The sequence below is a fragment of the Micromonospora pallida genome (assembly GCF_900090325.1).
Taxonomy (GTDB): Bacteria; Actinomycetota; Actinomycetes; order Mycobacteriales; family Micromonosporaceae; genus Micromonospora; species Micromonospora pallida.
Genome location: NZ_FMHW01000002.1, coordinates 4,957,761 through 4,973,148 on the forward strand (window position 1 = coordinate 4,957,761; position 15,388 = coordinate 4,973,148).

Annotated in this window: 15 protein-coding genes; 6 read left to right on the forward strand and 9 right to left on the reverse strand. The window is 71.2% G+C overall.

Annotated elements, in window-relative coordinates:
- Positions 1-163: 163 nt before the first annotated feature.
- The 3 genes from GA0074692_RS20450 to GA0074692_RS20460 all read right to left on the reverse strand — a co-directional run bounded on the left by GA0074692_RS20450 (position 164) and on the right by GA0074692_RS20460 (position 1,652).
- Positions 164-589: a YbaB/EbfC family nucleoid-associated protein gene (locus GA0074692_RS20450; RefSeq protein ID WP_091646803.1), complete on the reverse strand. Its 426-nt coding sequence runs from the start codon at positions 587-589 to the stop codon at positions 164-166.
- Positions 590-624: 35 nt separating this feature from the next.
- Positions 625-1,275 (reverse strand): WXG100 family type VII secretion target, encoded by a 651-nt coding sequence (locus tag GA0074692_RS20455; RefSeq protein ID WP_141725358.1) that lies wholly within the window; start codon positions 1,273-1,275, stop codon positions 625-627.
- A gap of 71 nt (positions 1,276-1,346) precedes the next feature.
- Positions 1,347-1,652: a hypothetical protein gene (locus GA0074692_RS20460; RefSeq protein WP_091646805.1), complete on the reverse strand. Its 306-nt coding sequence runs from the start codon at positions 1,650-1,652 to the stop codon at positions 1,347-1,349.
- 333 nt (positions 1,653-1,985) lie between these two features.
- Between GA0074692_RS20460 and GA0074692_RS20465 the strand changes: the two genes are divergently transcribed.
- The 5 genes from GA0074692_RS20465 (at position 1,986) to GA0074692_RS20485 (ending at position 6,026) form a co-directional block, all read left to right on the forward strand.
- Complete coding sequence (locus GA0074692_RS20465) at positions 1,986-2,294, forward strand: WXG100 family type VII secretion target (protein ID WP_091646806.1); 309 nt, start codon at positions 1,986-1,988, stop codon at positions 2,292-2,294.
- Between the two features lie 25 nt (positions 2,295-2,319).
- Positions 2,320-2,598 (forward strand): WXG100 family type VII secretion target, encoded by a 279-nt coding sequence (locus tag GA0074692_RS20470; RefSeq protein ID WP_091646807.1) that lies wholly within the window; start codon positions 2,320-2,322, stop codon positions 2,596-2,598.
- 125 nt (positions 2,599-2,723) lie between these two features.
- Positions 2,724-4,133, forward strand: a complete 1,410-nt coding sequence (locus tag GA0074692_RS20475) for a S8 family serine peptidase (RefSeq protein ID WP_091646808.1) — start codon at positions 2,724-2,726, stop codon at positions 4,131-4,133.
- 45 nt (positions 4,134-4,178) lie between these two features.
- Positions 4,179-4,739, forward strand: coding sequence for a hypothetical protein (locus GA0074692_RS20480; protein WP_091646809.1), 561 nt, complete (start codon positions 4,179-4,181; stop codon positions 4,737-4,739).
- A 15-nt stretch (positions 4,740-4,754) separates the two neighbouring features.
- Positions 4,755-6,026, forward strand: a complete 1,272-nt coding sequence (locus tag GA0074692_RS20485; RefSeq protein WP_091646810.1) for a WXG100 family type VII secretion target — start codon at positions 4,755-4,757, stop codon at positions 6,024-6,026.
- A gap of 188 nt (positions 6,027-6,214) precedes the next feature.
- Here GA0074692_RS20485 and mycP (GA0074692_RS20490) read toward each other — a convergent pair whose 3' ends face one another.
- Positions 6,215-7,393 (reverse strand): type VII secretion-associated serine protease mycosin, encoded by a 1,179-nt coding sequence (gene mycP / locus GA0074692_RS20490; protein ID WP_245730389.1) that lies wholly within the window; start codon positions 7,391-7,393, stop codon positions 6,215-6,217.
- 217 nt (positions 7,394-7,610) lie between these two features.
- Between mycP (GA0074692_RS20490) and mycP (GA0074692_RS20495) the strand changes: the two genes are divergently transcribed.
- A complete protein-coding gene (gene mycP / locus GA0074692_RS20495) occupies positions 7,611-8,762 on the forward strand; it encodes a type VII secretion-associated serine protease mycosin (protein ID WP_176738521.1) in 1,152 nt (383 codons plus the stop codon).
- A gap of 17 nt (positions 8,763-8,779) precedes the next feature.
- Here the strand turns inward: mycP (GA0074692_RS20495) and GA0074692_RS34870 are convergent, their stop codons facing one another.
- The 5 genes from GA0074692_RS34870 to GA0074692_RS20520 form a co-directional block, all read right to left on the reverse strand.
- Entirely contained in the window at positions 8,780-10,282 is a 1,503-nt protein-coding gene (locus GA0074692_RS34870; protein ID WP_091646813.1) for a glycoside hydrolase family protein, read from the reverse strand.
- Positions 10,283-10,359: 77 nt separating this feature from the next.
- Positions 10,360-11,430, reverse strand: coding sequence for a glycoside hydrolase family 26 protein (locus GA0074692_RS20505; protein ID WP_176738522.1), 1,071 nt, complete (start codon positions 11,428-11,430; stop codon positions 10,360-10,362).
- The gene (locus GA0074692_RS20510; RefSeq protein ID WP_091646815.1) at positions 11,423-12,748 is read right to left on the reverse strand and encodes a glycosyltransferase family 2 protein; all 1,326 of its coding nucleotides are present in this window, start codon (positions 12,746-12,748) and stop codon (positions 11,423-11,425) included. Before GA0074692_RS20510 ends, GA0074692_RS20505 begins: the two co-directional genes overlap by 8 nt.
- Positions 12,749-12,793: 45 nt before the next feature.
- Complete coding sequence (locus tag GA0074692_RS36535) at positions 12,794-14,353, reverse strand: glycosyltransferase family 39 protein (protein WP_141725359.1); 1,560 nt, start codon at positions 14,351-14,353, stop codon at positions 12,794-12,796.
- Between the two features lie 100 nt (positions 14,354-14,453).
- Positions 14,454-15,383, reverse strand: coding sequence for a Ppx/GppA phosphatase family protein (locus GA0074692_RS20520; RefSeq protein WP_091653808.1), 930 nt, complete (start codon positions 15,381-15,383; stop codon positions 14,454-14,456).
- Positions 15,384-15,388 lie beyond the last annotated feature (5 nt).

Genomic DNA, 15,388 nt, shown 5'->3' on the forward strand with positions numbered 1-15,388 from the left:
GTCAGCGTCCAGAAATGTGGGTGACGGGACGGGTCAGCCCCGGTTCTGGTCCTTCTTCGGCTTGCGGTAGACCCACCACACGCCGAGCAGCAGCAGGGCCATGAACAGCAGGATCCACAGCGCCAGGAACAGCAGGTCGCCCATTGGTGCCCCCTTCTGCCGCTCAGCGGCGGTTGAACCGGCTGGCCTGCACGATCGCGTCGTTGACCGACCGCGACACGGTCTCCAGCATGCCGTCCATGCTCTTCCGGATGTCGCGGGCCTCGCCGAGCACGTCACCCAGGTCGTTGGTGCCGAGCGTGTCGGACATGGCCTTCGCGACCGCCTCCTGTACGCCCTGGTGCGCACCGTTGAACGCCTCGGTGATCAGCTCGGCGAGGGTGTAGGAGTCCAGTCGCATCGCCCGCGAGTTGATCTCCAGCTGGCGCAGCGTGCCGTCCGCACCGAGTTCGACCGAGACCATGCCGTCCTCGGTGTCGTACCGGCTGGTGACCTCGGCCAGCAGCTTCTCCACCTCGGAGAGCTGGCTCATCCGCTGCTCGCTGTCGCGCAGGATGCGCTCCAGGTCCTCCACGTTCGGGGTGCTCATCTACGGCTCTCTCGTGTCGTCGTCGCGGGATACGGTCAGCCGCCCTGGACCTCGAAACGCCGGGGCGCCTCGTAGTCGATGCGGATCTGCTCGAAGTCGGGCGCGGTGGGGATGCTGTCGCCCTTGGAGCCCATGTTGATCGCCCCGTAGGCGACCGCGGCGATCATCGCGGCGACAGCGGTGGCCAGGCCGCCGAGCATGATGGCCACCTTGGCGGAGACGGCGGCCAGCACCGTCCCGACGAGCTCGATCATGCCCCGGGCGATGGCCGAGGTGTGCGGGATGAACAGCAGCACCACCAGGCCGATCAGGATGACCAGGGTGGCGCCGGCGAAGGTCAGCAACGCCACGAACGCCACCATGTACGCGTTGGAGACGGTGTCCAGCGTGCTGGCGATGTCCCCGGCGGCGGTACGGAACTGCTCGATCTCACCCTTGAAGTTGGTCAGCGAGTCGGCGAACGCGTCCTTGTCGTCGGCCGTCCAGTCGTCGCCCTTGCCGAGCGCGTTGTCCAGGTGGGTCGCGAACGTACCGAGGTCGTTCGCGATCTCCTTCCAGGCCGACGCCGCGTCGGACATGTCCATCGGATTCGCCGCCATGGTACCCACGGCGATCGTCGCGATGATCGCGGTCTTCGCGATCTTCGCGTTCGCCTCGACCGCGGTCTTCACGGCCGCGAATATCATGGCGTTGGCGAGGGTAACCATGTTCCGCTCCCCGTCTCACTCTGCTGTTCTGTCCGGACCGTGCCGCTGCGTTACGTGGTCACGACCGTGTTCGCGTTCTCGGCCTTGATCCAGGTCTTCTTGGCCGTGTCCAGCTCGTCGAGGTAGTCGTCGACGGTTTCCCGGATCTCGTTGAGCGCCGTCGCCGCCTTCTCCCGGACGTCGCCGTACGCCATGGCGAGCGGGATACCGATGACCCCGAAGTGCGGGAAGCCGATCTCGGTGTCGGTCAGCTTCGCCTTGATTGCGTCGACCCCGTTCGGCCCGCTCAGGGCGTTCTTCCGGAGGTGTTCCCGGATCGCCTCGATCGCTTCGGACGAAATGTGCTTGCTGGTCATCCGGGATCGCTCCTTCGTCGACGGTCAGCCGGCGGCACGGGCCGAACTGTAGCAAAGACGATCGTTGGCGTACCCCGCGCGACCTGCGGACGACGGGCCGACACCCCGCACCGACCCGGAATCCCCGTCGATCCGACACGGACGGTTCGCGCGCGGTAACCGGCCGCCGATAAGCGCTACCGAACGTCCCGAACAGGGCGGTTCCGGTCTACACCGCATGGACTCCGTGGGTTACCGTCTGGACGAAAGTGTCCGTCGGTGGGGTGTGACCGCTCTGCCGCGGGGGGAGGCGCGGCGCGTCAGGCCGCCACAGAAGACGGAAGGGTGTGAAGCATGGCGTTCGAGGTCGAAGCTGCGACCCTGCATACTGCCGCGAGTGACGTGCGCTCCACGCGCAGTGAGGTCGACGGCGAGCTGAAGAAGCTTTGGAACGTCGTCGACGACCTGGCTATCGCCTGGAAGGGCGGGGCGTCCACGGGATTCCAGCAGCTCATGCAGCGGTGGAACGAGGACACCACCAAGCTGCTGACGGCGATGGACAACATCGCCGACCTGCTTGACAAGTCGGGCACCACGCACCAGGTGAACGACGAAGAGCAGCAGCAGATGCTGGACAAGTTCCACGCTGCCCTGAACCCGTGACCAGGCGACAGCAGAGGGGTACATCGTGACGATCAAGGTTGACTACGCGGTCCTCGAGGCCAGCAACGCGCAGATGCAGACCATCTCGCGGACCATCGACGAGAAGCTCGACACGCTCCGGCAGATGCTCTCCAAGCTCCAGTGGGACGGCGAGGACCGGGTCTCCTACGAGCAGCACCAGGGCCAGTGGGACGCCGCTGTCCGGGACATCAACAAGATCCTGAACGACATCGGCGGCGCGGTCGGCATCGCCCGCGAAAACTACGTGTCCACCGAGATGAGCAACTCGAAGATGTGGCACTGAGATATTCGCCAGCGCGGCTCCGGTCCGGCTCGACCGGCCGGAGCCGCACTGTGTCGGGGGTGGTGCCGCACGATGTCGAGGTGGTACCGCACGGTGTCGAGGTGGTTCGGTGTCCGGGGAGAACGATGCGTAGGAGAGACGGCTTCCGCGCGGGCCGACGGTCCGCGGCGGCGCTGCTGGCCGCACTGGTCGCCACCGGCACCGGTCTGCTGGCCGCTCCCGGACCGGCCCACGCCGAGACCGTTCGCGGGTACCAGTGGTACCTGGACACGTTGCGGATCGCCGAGGCGCACAAGCTGACCAAGGGACGCGGCGTCACCGTCGCGGTGATCGACGGTGGGGTGGACGCCTCCCACCCGGACCTGCGCGGCCAGGTGCTGCCCGGGCACGGGATCGGCGGCGACGCTGCCGCCGACGGTCGCCGGGACGACAACCGCATCGGGCACGGCACCGGCATGGCGGGTCTGATCGCCGGCCGGGGCGGGGGCACCGACCGGCTGCTGGGCATCGCCCCGGCGGCGAAGATCCTGCCGGTGTCGGTCGGCGCCCAATTCGACCCGGGTGAACTGCCCACCGCGATCCGCTGGGCGGTGGACAACGGCGCCGACGTGATCAACCTGTCGCTCGGCACCTCCGGCCGACCCGACCAGGCCGAAATCGACGCGGTCCGGCACGCCCTGGACAACGACGTCGTGGTGGTCGCCTCGGCCGGCAACCGGGAGCAGGGCGACATCGGCGTGGTGTCACCGGCCAACATCCCGGGTGTCGTCGCGGTCTCCGGTCTCACCAAGAGCGGCGTGTTCCACGACGGTTCGACCCGGGGCCCCGAGGTGGTGCTGGCCGCCCCGCAGGAGCAGGTCATCAGCCCCCGCCCGTACGCGGTCTCGAAGAACGGCTACGGCCTGACCAGCGGCACCAGCGACTCCGCCGCCATCGTCTCCGGGGTGGCGGCGCTGGTGCGGTCCCGGTACCCGGACCTCGACGCGGCCAACGTCGTCAACCGGCTGGTCCGAACCGCCGACGACGAGGGCAGCTCGGGGCGGGACGACCGCTACGGCTTCGGGGCCGTGAACCCGGTGGCCGCGCTGCGTGGCGACGTGCCGGCGGTACGCGGCAATCCGCTGGTGGCGCAGGGGTCGGCGGCCGATCCGACGGACCCGCCCGCCGACGAGTCGGACGAGCGGGGCATCTACGGATTCAGCGTGACGAACAAGGTGGGTGCGGCACTCCAGGTCGGGCTCTGCCTGGCGGTGGTGGTCGGCGTGGTCGTCCTCATCGTGCTGGCCCGCCGGTCCGCGCGGCGCCGACCGGCCGGTCTAACGCCGCCTGGTGTACCGCCGCCCGGTGGCTGGCCGCCGGCCCCCGGCCAACCGCCGGCCGGGCCCGGGTGGCACCCACCGCCGGGTCAGTACCCGGGGTACCCGCCGCCCCCGGCTGCCCACCCGGGCCCGCCGGTAGCAGCACCGGCCCGGCCGGACGGCGGCCCGGTGCCACCGGCCCGGCCCGCACCACCGCGCTCCGACGTGGACCACTAGGGTCCGCCGCGCGGGACGACACGACAGCCAACGGGGAGGACACGGATGACTGACAGAACTTCACAGCCGGATCAGATCGAGGTCGAGACCCCGCGTATCCCGCTGTCGCCCACGCTGCCGGTCAGCTTCAACGGCTTCGGCATGGACAACGTCAACCAGGCCCAGACGCCGTCGGACCTGGTCGCCGGCCCGAACGAGGCCGGCGTCAAGACCGAGTGGGACGCGTCCACCCTGGACGGCGCGATCCAGTGGTTGGAGTCGCACGCCTCCTACCTGCGCCGGCTCTACCACGGCATGGCCGACCTCCAGGACCTGATGGGTGGTGCGGGGGCGGCTGCCGCCGCCAGCATGCCGTCGGGCGTGAGCGGGGTGCAGAAGAGCCCGCTGGGGGGCTTCCCCTGGGCGGGTCGGCTGACCCAGAAGCACGCCAACCTCTACAGCGGCACCGAGGCGGGGGTGCTCGACCTGGCCACCCGGCTGGAGGACGCGGTCGAGGTGCTGCGCAAGGTCAAGCAGAACTACCAGACGGCGGAGCGGGCCAACGAGATGACCGCCGAGCAGATCAGACAGATCTTCGCGGACGTCGCCGGCGGCGACGAGAGCTAGGGCGGGAGCGGCCTGATGGGTGTCAGTTGGGAAGAGATGTGCCAGCAGGTCGTCATCGACGGCCGGCCCGGTGACGTGGCCAGCGCCGCCCTCGGGTGGACGGAACTGCTGAAGAACCTGCGCAGCGTCAAGGAGAGCCTGGAGAAGAACTCCGCGGACCTGGGCACGGTCTGGAAGGGCCCGGCGTACGACGCGTTCAAGACGCACGTCGGCGAGATCGCCAAGAGCACCGGGGGGTTGATCGACGACGCCGAGGAGGGCGACGGCATCGTCCACTCCCTCAACGCCGCCGCCGACAAGCTGACCGCGGCGCAGTCGGAGTTCCCGATCCCGGCCTCGTGCGTCAACGACGTGCTGGAGGCCCGCAACGGGCACCTCACCATCGGCATCGGCTTCTTCGAGGCGAAGGTCGCCCCGGACTTCCTCGGCCTGCTGGACCCGATCGCCGGTCTGGCCGACTGGCTCAACGACCGGACCGACGAGGCCGCCCAGGTCTACAACCAGGTCAACGACCAGTACCAGGGCCAGGCCGCCACCATGCCGGGCCAGACGAGCAACGTGCCGACCCAGCGGAACCCGAACCTGGAGACCCCGGAGCTGGAAACCGGTGGCCCCGGAACCGGCCCGAGTTCGGTGCCGTCGCTGCCCGGCACAGGCACTCCCGGCACGGGCACTCCCGGCGCACCGGACGTCCGGACGCCCGGCAACCCCGACCTGGGCACCCCCAACCCGGACCTCGGCCGCCCCGACGACCTGCCCGGGGACGTCACCCCGCCCGGCCTCGTACCGGGGTCGGACACCCCCGGCTTCGACGACGAGAACGAATACGGCTCCGGGCTGGCCAGTGCCGCTCCCCCGACCACGGCCGGAACCGGGGGCCTGCCCAGCACGTCCGGGCTGGGCAGTGGCGGCCTCCCCGGTGGCGGCTCGGGCTCGGTGCCCGGCGGTGGCGCGCTCGGGCGTCCCGTCGCGACCATGATGCCGCCGATGATGGGTGGCGGTGCCGCCGGCGCCGGCAAGGGCGGTGCCCGGAACGCTGGCGGCCGGCTCGGCGCGCCCGGCATGCTCGGCGGGGCCGGAGGCCCGGGCGGTCGGGGCTCCGGCGGAGGACGCGGCACCGGTGCCATGGCGACCGGGGCGCGCGGCGCGGCCGGCGGACGGGGTGGCCTGGTCGGTGGTGCCGGAGCCGGCTACGGGGAGGACGAGGCGACCCGGACCACCTGGCTCGACGAGGACGAGGACGTCTGGGGCGCGGACGGCGACAGCATGCCGGGCATCCTGCGCTGAGGTGCTCGTAGGGGCCCTGTCTCCGCTCGTCGCGCCGACAGGGCCCCTACGTGTGTCCGGAGCACCGCCGGGCGCTCGGCGGTCAGGCGCCGTGCCCGGGGCTCGCGGCGGAGGTCGCGATCAGGCCGGCTTCGGCCCGCGGCGGAGGTCGCGATCAGGCCGGCTTCGACTCGCGGCCGGGGTCGCGGTCAGGCCGGCTTCGGCCCGCGGCCGTGGTCGTCCGGGGCGTCCAGCCGACGGCGGCCGGGGCGCCAGCCGCGCCGCCGACCGAGGCGGATGATCGGCCGCGAGACCAGCAGGACGATGGCAAGGAGCGAACCGACCGAGACGGCCCAGATCGCCACGACCCGTTCCCGGGCCAACGGATCCGGCACGGGCACCGGCTCGGCCATCGCCCCCAGGGGCGGGTTGCCACGGCTGCCGAGCAGCGTGGCGACCGCCCGGTACGGGTTGACCACCCCGTGGCCGACCTGCGGGTTGCGCCCCTCGGGTGGCGCGTCCGCGGTCCTGGTCAGCCGGGACGCCACCTGCGCCGGAGTCAGCTCGGGGTGCACCGCGCGGATCAGCGCGGCCACCCCGGAGACGTACGCCGCCGCGAAGCTGGTGCCGCCCTCCGGCTCGGTGAGCCAGCCGTCGCCGCCGGGTGCCGGAGCGACGATGTTGTGTCCGGGTGCGGCGACGTCGACGTACTCGCCGCTGATCGAGGTGCCGACGTGGCCGCCCTGCTCGTCGATGCCGGCGACAGCGATCACTCCCGGGTAGCCGGCCGGATAGGCGGGCTGGTCCCGCTGCTGCTGCTGGTTGCCGGCGGCGGCGACCACCACGACCCGGTTGTCCAGGGCGTACTCGATGGCGTTGGCCAACTGCTGGGTGGGCAGGGTCTCCAGCGACAGGTTGATGACCTTGGCGTTGTTGTCCACCGCGTACCGGATGGCCTGGGCGATCTGCCCCGGCAGGCTCTCGTCGTTGGTACGCCGGGTGTCCGGCAGCACCCGGATCGGCAGGATCCGGGTGCCCGGCGCGACGCCGCTGAACGGCGTCCCGGTGTCCGTCCTGCCGGCGATGATGCCCGCCACCATGGTCCCGTGCCCGGCCAGGTCGCACTGACCGTCACGCTGCGGCAGGCCGCTGAAGTCACGGCCGGTCAGGACCTGTCCCTTCAGGACGGGATGGTTGGCCGACACGCCTGAGTCGATGACGGCGACGATGACGCCACCGCCCCGGGTCATCCGCCAGGCTGCCGACGGTTCCAGCCGGCGCAGCGGCCACGGGGTCCCCGTGGGCGCGGCCTCACCGGCCGGACCGCACCGGGGCGCGGCCCAACCCGGTGCGGGGGGTACGACGAAGGTCGCCAGCAGCGCGACCACGGCGCCGCAGAGAACCGCCCGCCACCGGGCCGGTCCTCTCGCGCGACCTGCCCGGATCGGGCGGCGGTTCCCGGAGCGTCCGTGCACAGGCCCCAGGTTACCGAGGTGGTGGCCGGGCCGGGATGCCGGGCGGACGGGTACCTGTCGGGGCGCAGCAAGCCGGCCAAGGTCCGATAGGGTCACCGGCACCAGCATGCCGACCGATGAGGAGAGACGTATGAGTGCGCGGCTGCCGGCCCTGCGCCGGGGTGTGCTGGCCGTCGCGGCCGGGCTCACGCTGATCACCGCCGGGATGCCCGCGCCCGCTGCCGCCGCGCCTCCGCTGGAGCCGCAGTGGCACCTGGACGCGTTGCGGGTCGCCGAGGCGCACCGGATCTCCACCGGCGAGGGCGTCACCGTCGCCGTGCTCGACACCGGGGTGTACGCGGAGCACCCCGACCTGGCCGGCCGGGTCCTCGACGGCACGCGGCTGATCGGCCGGGACGACCAGGGCAAGGTCGACGAGCGCAACCACGGAACCGGGGTGGCCGGGCTGATCGCCGCCCGGGGCGGCGGGCGTGGCCGAGCCCTGGGCATCGCCCCCGGGGCGAAGATCCTGCCGGTGACCATCGCGACGAACACCTTCGCCGGCAGCAACCTGCCGGAGGGCATCCGGTACGCGGTCGACCACGGCGCCAAGGTGATCAACATCTCCAACGGCGGCCCCAGCACCAGCCCCGCCCTCGACGAGGCGGTGCGGTACGCGCAGTCCCGGGACGTCGTGGTGGTCGCCGCCGCGGGCAACGCGGAGCAGGGTGACACCGGGGTGCTCTACCCGGCGCGGCTGCCCGGCGTGATCGCGGTCGGCGCGACCGACCGGAACGGCGAGACGTGGTCCGGCGGCACCCGGGGCGAGCAGCTCGCCATCACCGCCCCCGGGGTGGACATCTCCACCACCGCCGGCCGGTGGTCGGACCTGACCGAGGGCGGCTACGTCACGGTGGACGGCACGAGCGCCGCAGCGCCGCTGGTCGCCGGGGCGGCGGCGCTGATCCGCTCCCGCTATCCCCAGGCCAGCGCGGCCGACGTGGTCAACCGGCTGGTGTCCACCGCCCGGGACGTCGGGCCGCCCGGCCGGGACGACCGGTACGGCTTCGGTCGGCTCGACCTGGTCCGGGCGTTGACCGCCGAGGTGCCCTCGGCGGACGTGAACCCGCTGGGCTCGACGCCAGGGGCGGAGGCGGCGGAGCCGGCGGCCGAAGAGCGCGACGGTGTGGACCTCGGCCTGGTCGTCCCGGTCGTGATCGCGCTGTTGGTCGTGGTGGCCCTGGTCGTGCTGGTCGTGGTGCTGGTGGTCGTCCGGCGGGCCAACCGCCCGGCCCGGCGGTAGGGCAGGAGCGACCCGGCTCAGTCGACCGGGGTGAGCACCAGCAGGGACATCGCGTTCGGCCCCAGTTCGTAGTTGACGCTGACCGCGTCGGCGGTGTCCAGGGTGTACTGTTCCACCCGCTGAAGCGACGCGGTCGCCGGGTCGTGCGCGTAGTTGCTGGTCACCGCGTCGACCAGGTACCGCTCGACCCGGACCCGCCGGTTGGCGAACTCCGCCGGCAGGTTGCCGACGTTCACCGTGACCCCGTGCGTGACCTTCCGGTCGATCCACTGGTAGTTCGTGGTGAGCACGGCCACCCCGGACGCGTCCCGGGTGGCCAGGGCGTTGACGCCGAGCCCCTGCTTCGTGAGCGCGTCCGAGCTGGCGGATACCCGGATCTTCTTCAGCATCCGTTGCATCCGCACCAGGTTGTAGTACGGGTACACCGCGCCGTCCGTACCGTCGACGAACATCGACTTGCGGTCGTTGCTGCTGTGATTGAACACCCAGTGCATCGGCACATCCGTGCCGCCCTCGACGTAGAAGTAGCCCAGGGTGGCCATCGCCGCCGCGTGGGTGAGCAGGTCCGCCTCGAAGGAGGAGCCGGTGTTGCCGCCGGGGAAGACGCCGTACTCGGTGACGAAGGTCGGGGTCTTCTCGTCCAGTCCCCGCTCGCGCAGCCAGCGCTGGACCGTGCGCTTCTCCTCGGCGACGGCGGCCGGGTCGTCGCGTCGCTGGTACTGGTGGTACGAGACGAAGTCGAGCTGCTTGGTCGGGTCGGGATCGTCCCGGTAGCGGTCGAGGAACTCGCTCAGGTACGCCTCGTTGAAGGTGTGCGTGACCGGACCGCCGACGTGCAGCGGGTGCTCCGGCCGGAGCTCGGCGTTGAGTTCGTTGACCACCTGGTAGCCGATCCGGTACCACTCGTAGTACTCGGCGGCCGACATCGCCCGGGGCTCGTCCGGCCGGGTTTCCCAGGGGCGGTCCGGCTCGTTGAAGACCTCCACGTAGCGCAGGCCTGGGTAGCGCTGCTTGTAGTGCCGGAGGCCGTTCTTGAGCACCTCCCGGCAGCGCTGCGGTGTGGCGGTCGTCATCAGCTCCTGTTCGCACTGGTCCACGTTCATCAGAATCCGGTCCGAGTAGCCGGTGACCTGGTCCAGGTAGCCGTACACGGTGCCGCCGTCGGAGGCGGCGGGGTTGTAGTCGTACCGGTCGGTGGCCGGGTCGTGGTAGGCGCCGGGCGCCGACCAGACCCGGGTGAGCGCGGGCTTCAGGTCCTCCACGAGCCGGATGCTCTCCGGTCCGAGAGGGGCGGAGGGGCCGGCCTGGTTGTGGTAGGCGACCGGGTTGTTGAGCATGCCCCGGGCCACCCCGGCGTCCACCGTGACCAGCGCCGTCTCGTACGTCAAGGCCTCGCCCGCGTCCCGGCCGTCCGGCCCGTCCGACGCGTCGGAGTACTCCCGCAGGGCCGCCAGCGAGGCCAGCAGGCTCACCATGATCATGAAGCCGGCCAGCAGGCCGAGCCGGAGCGGGATCCTCATCCCGACGTCTCCTCTCAGTCTCGGCTGCGGCGGAACGCCCGCTGCCGCACGTCGGCGGTACCGGTCAACGGCGGCGATCAGGACGGCGTCGGCGCCAACGTCAGCCGGGCGACACCGGTCCGGAATGCCTCGATCGCCTTGGCGTCGGTGGTAAAGCGCCAATCGCCGCTGCCGCCGTCCACCTGGTCGAACTCGAACCAGATGAACCCGATCACGTCGTCCCGGTCGGCCAGCCAGACGAACAGGTCTCGGATCCAGGGCAGCCGGAAGCTGCCCGGCTCGCTGGCCGTCTCGGTGATCAGGAGAGGCCGGTCGGTGAACGCACGCAGTTTGCGCAGGGTCGGCTCGAACAGCGCTGCGGCGGTCCGCTCGCTGGTCGAGTAGCCGACCATCCCGACCCAGTCGACGTACTTGTCCCCGGGGTAGAGCGCCTTCAGGCTGACATTCGGCACCGGCCGGATGATGTTCGGGCTCCAGATCCAGATGACGTTGGTCGCGCCGACCTTGGTGAAGACGTCGTGCACGTGCCGCCACGCCTTGACGTACTCGCCGGGTCGGTTGCCGGAGCGCTTCTCCGACCACGGGTACCAGTTGCCGTTCATCTCGTGCGCGAAGCGCAGTCCGACCGGCCAGCGCTGGTCCCGGACCGCGGTCGCGAAGCGCACCAGGTACTCGTCGTGTTCCCCGGCGATGATCCGACGCAACGCGTAGTCCGGCTGGTTGACCTTGTCCTTGCCGCCAGCCCACGGCTCCCAGGAGACCACCGGGACGGCGCCTTGGCGGTAGGCCGCCTCGACAGCGTCAGGCCGGAACTCCTCGGTCCACTTGACGAAGTACTGGAGGAGGTTGGGCCGGGCCCCGGCCTTCGCCGCGACGGCGTCGATCTCCGCCCTCGACCAGGGCACCTGTGGTGCGCTCAGGCCGAACCGGTAGCCCTTCGCCGACATGACCTCCTGCTTGGTGGGGACCCGGACGGCGTCGTCGGCCGTCCCGTCGCCGGTCACCGACGAGCCGGACGGCGGCACCGAGGTGGGCGGGGTGCCGAGCGCGTGGTGCACCACCCAGCCGCTCAGCATGACCAGCACCAGGGTGTTGACCCCCATCCAGAGGCGGAACTGTCGGGGCCCTCTCCGGGTGTGTTCAGACACCGATCATCACCGACGTCACGAGCATCGCTCCTCCCAGCAGGTAGGGCACCAGCACCAGCGGGTTGCGCCGCCGCTCGCCCTGGAAGCCGCCGGCCCGGGTGCCCCACCCGGCGTTGTGGGCCAACCGGAAGAACCCGAGCACCCGGACCGGCATCAGCACGAAGGTGTTGATCATCATGAACGCCGGCAGGTAGGCCAGGTCCCGGGGCCGGAAGGCGAAGTGGCGGGCGAACCGGATCATCAGCGAGAGGGCGGTCATCGCCGCGCTGAGCGCGAGGATGCTCAGGATGAGTTGCCAGCCGACCATGTTGCCGGGCAGCCGCAACTCGTCGTAGATGGTGACGGTGTTCCCGGCCAGCAGCGAGTAGGCCCAGGAGAAGTACGAGCCGACCAGCACGAACGGCACCAGGATGTCGGCGGCGTAGAACACCGCGAGCACCGGTGCCCGGCGGACCATCCAGCCGAACATCCGCAGGGTGTTGTACTGCGAGCCCCGCGCCCAGCGGTACTGCTGCTTGACCAGCTTCCGCAGTTCCAGCGGGGCGTCAGTGTAGACCAGCGAGGTCGACTGGTAGACCGTACGGAATCCGGCCATCAACGTGTAGTTGGTCAGCGTCCGGTCGTCGCTGACCTCGAGGAACACGCCGAGGAAGCGCTCGGACATGAACCGTTCCATGCACCGGACCAGGATGAACCGGCGGAAGGCGATGGTCCGGCCCGGGAGACAACCCACGGTGCCGAGCACGCTCATCGCCGGCATCGAGTACTCGTTACGGACGTTCTCCAGCCAGTCCGCCCACCGGGTCAGCACCGTACGTTCCGGGTTGAGGATCCGCTGCCGGGTGGTGACCCCGCCGACCCGGGGGTCCCGGAACGGCTTGATCAGCTCGACCAGGGTGCCCCGGGTCCAGATGGTGTCCGAGTCGACGAGCACGGCGATGTCCCCGGTCGCCATGCCCACTCCCACCTGGAGGGCGTTGCGCTTACCGGCGATCTCCGTCCACGCCCAGCGCACCCGGAACTCGGCGCAGATCTTCTCCAGCGTCGTGTTGCGCGGCCCGTTGATGACCACGATCACCTCGGTCGGACGCTGCTCCAGGATTCGGTCCAGCACCGACCGGAAAAGGTCCTCCGGCTCGTCGACCACCGGGATGATGACCGAGGTCGTCGTCGTGTACGGCGCCTTCCACGGCCGGTACGACGATGCCAGCACCACCCGCAGCAACCACAGCGCCCAAATCATGATCATGAACATGGCGAACAGGTACAGCTGCCCCTTGTTCAGCCAGGAGTTCACCTGGAGCAGGAACGCCAGCATGTGTCAGCTCTCCCCCGTGAGGCTCGACGACGGATCGACCGGTGGTCAGCGCACCTTGGGCTGCTCGACCGCCGCCTGCCGGCGCAGCAGCAGCGCGACGGTGTAACCGGTGGGCCGGAAGACCCGTTCGACGTCGTACTGGCTGCGCAGCGGTGATTCCTTCGCGTCACCCAGGCCACGCAGCGGATCGGTGAGCCGGCCGGTGCGGATCACCCACACCCGTTGCGGCGTACCGAGACAGGTGGGGACCTCGGCGCACTCCTGGGCGGTGAACGAGCCACCGGTACGGGGCGCTTGGGCCAACAGCACGTCCTTGGGCCGGTTTGCCGCCGGCGTGTACCGGGTCACCGCGTCCCGCGCGATTCGTTGGTCGCCGCCGACGTTGCCGCCGTAGACCGCGACGTCCTCGGGGCGGCCCTCCTTCACCAGCAGCACGCCCAGGTCGCGGCTGGCCTGGGTGTGGCCGTCGGTCTCGCGCACGTTCAACTGCCCGGGCAGGCCGGCCAGGGCGACCACGACCACCACGGCCAGCCCACGCAGCACCGGTGCCCGGCTGAGCGCCGTCGCGGCCAGCAGCGCGAAGGCGGGCAGCACGAAGAGCAGGTAGCGCGGCAGCCAGAGCGGAGTGACCTGACTGACCACGTAGAGCCCGAGCACCGGGACGAACGCCCACGCCGTGTAGACCACCGCGGGTCGGCGCAGCGACATTCCGACCAGCGCCAGGGCCAGGAGTGCCCCGCCGAGCAGGGCGTTTCCGGTCAACCCGCCAGGCAGGTCGGCCATCCGCTGAAGGGTCGCCTCGGGGATCCAGGACACCTGCACCTGCTGGGACCGGGCCAGGTTGACCACCGGCAGCACGGGCAGGGTGCCCACCACCGCGGCGATCAACCACGCCCACCATGCCCGGGGCCGCATCAGCAGGACCACCAGGGCGTGTGCGGCCAGCAGCAGCAGAGCGACGAACTGGCTGAGACCGAGCAGCGCCACCGCACCGGCGTACGCCACCCACCGCGGTGCGCCGGGGCGGTCGATGGCCCGGACCAGCAGCCAGGTGGCGAGGACCGCGGCGAACAGGGCGATCGCGTACGGGCGGGCTTCCTGCGCGTACCGGGAGGTGTTGGGCAGCACGGCGAAGATCAGGCCGGCGGTCAGTCCCACCCGGGGGCTCGCCAGCCGGGTGCCGAGCGCCCCGACCAGGCCGGCGGCTCCGGCCATGGCCAGCATCGACGGCAGCCGCAGGGCCAGTTCCGACTCGCCGAGCAGCCCGGTCACCACGTGCATGAACGCGTAGTAGGGAGCGATCGCCGCGTCGAAGTTCTGCACGACGGCCCAGAGGTCGCCCCACGACGCGCGGGCCATGCCCCAGGTGGCGAGCTCGTCACCCCACAGCGCCGGCCAGGTGGCCCGAGCCAGTCCGAGGATGGCCATCAGCAGCGTCGGCACGATCCAGGCCAGCAGACCGAGAGAGTGCCCGGCCCGGTTACCGGGATCGTCCGCGTCGGGTGCCGTCGTCCCCTGGTCCCACCCGTCCGTGGTGCGGATCTCCGTAGGGGTCTCCGCCGCCCGCACGCGCGGGATCATCATGGTGCGGTCTCTGTCGTCCACCTGGTGCTTCCGAGGGGGTAAGGGGCGTAGCCAGGCGCAAGGGTACTCGACAGACGTTTCACGTTGGTTGCTGACCGGGGCACAGGCCCTGGGCGGACCGTTACCGGAGGCTCCAAGCGATGCCGTCGAGAATGTCGTGCTCGCTGGCGACCACCGACGACATCCCGGCGCGTTCCATGATCACGCGGAGCACCAGGGCACCCGCCCCGATCACGTCCGCCCGGCCCGGGTGCATCACCGGGATCTCCAGGCGCCGGGCACGCGTCCTCGTCAGCAGGTCGCCGGTCACCCGGGCCACCTCGTCGTACGACACCCGGGCGTGGTGGATCCGCTCCGGGGCGTACTCCCGCAGGCCCTCGGCGATGGCGACCACGGTGGTGACCGAACCGGCGAGCCCGACCAGGGTCGCGGCCTGCCGACCCGGCACGGCCGTGAGCGCGCGGTCGACCACCGCCGCGACGTCCGCCTCGGCGGCGGCGACCTGCTCCGGGGTGGGCGGGTCGCCGTGCAGGTGCCGCTCGGTCATCCGGACGCAGCCGATGTCCACCGAGATCGCGGCCTGCACCCCGCTCTCCCGGGTGCCGACGACGAACTCGGTCGAGCCCCCGCCGATGTCGACCACCAGGTACGGCGGTTCGGCGTCCGACGGCAGGCCGCGTACCGCACCGGTGAAGGAGAGCCGGGCCTCCTCGTCGCCGCTGACCACCTCGGGCGCGACGCCGAGGGTCCGCTCCACCATGGCGCGGAAGTCGGCGGCGTTGGAGGCGTCCCGGGAGGCGGAGGTGGCGCACATCCGTACCCGGTCCACGCCCAGCTTCTCGATTTCTGCCGCGTACCCGGCCAGCGCGACCCGGGTGCGCTCGATCGCCTCGGGGGCGAGCCGGCCGGTCTGGTCCACGCCCTGGCCCAGTCGGACGATCTCGAGCTGTCGGGTGATGTCGGTCAGCGGCGCCGTCGGGCCGGCCGAAGGGTCCGGCAGGTCGGCGACCAGGAGTCGGATCGAGTTGGTGCCGCAGTCGATGGCCGCCACGCGCG

Excerpts from the sequence above, each read along its gene's own strand:
- GA0074692_RS20450 (WP_091646803.1), bottom strand. The coding sequence starts at position 589 with ATGAGCACCCCGAACGTGGAGGACCTGGAGCGCATCCTGCGCGACAGC.
- GA0074692_RS20455 (WP_141725358.1), bottom strand. The coding sequence starts at position 1,275 with ATGATATTCGCGGCCGTGAAGACCGCGGTCGAGGCGAACGCGAAGATC.
- GA0074692_RS20460 (WP_091646805.1), bottom strand. The coding sequence starts at position 1,652 with ATGACCAGCAAGCACATTTCGTCCGAAGCGATCGAGGCGATCCGGGAA.
- GA0074692_RS20465 (WP_091646806.1), top strand. The coding sequence starts at position 1,986 with ATGGCGTTCGAGGTCGAAGCTGCGACCCTGCATACTGCCGCGAGTGAC.
- GA0074692_RS20475 (WP_091646808.1), top strand. The coding sequence starts at position 2,724 with ATGCGTAGGAGAGACGGCTTCCGCGCGGGCCGACGGTCCGCGGCGGCG.
- GA0074692_RS20480 (WP_091646809.1), top strand. The coding sequence starts at position 4,179 with ATGACTGACAGAACTTCACAGCCGGATCAGATCGAGGTCGAGACCCCG.
- GA0074692_RS20485 (WP_091646810.1), top strand. The coding sequence starts at position 4,755 with ATGGGTGTCAGTTGGGAAGAGATGTGCCAGCAGGTCGTCATCGACGGC.
- mycP (WP_176738521.1), top strand. The coding sequence starts at position 7,611 with ATGAGTGCGCGGCTGCCGGCCCTGCGCCGGGGTGTGCTGGCCGTCGCG.
- GA0074692_RS34870 (WP_091646813.1), bottom strand. The coding sequence starts at position 10,282 with ATGAGGATCCCGCTCCGGCTCGGCCTGCTGGCCGGCTTCATGATCATG.
- GA0074692_RS20510 (WP_091646815.1), bottom strand. The coding sequence starts at position 12,748 with ATGCTGGCGTTCCTGCTCCAGGTGAACTCCTGGCTGAACAAGGGGCAG.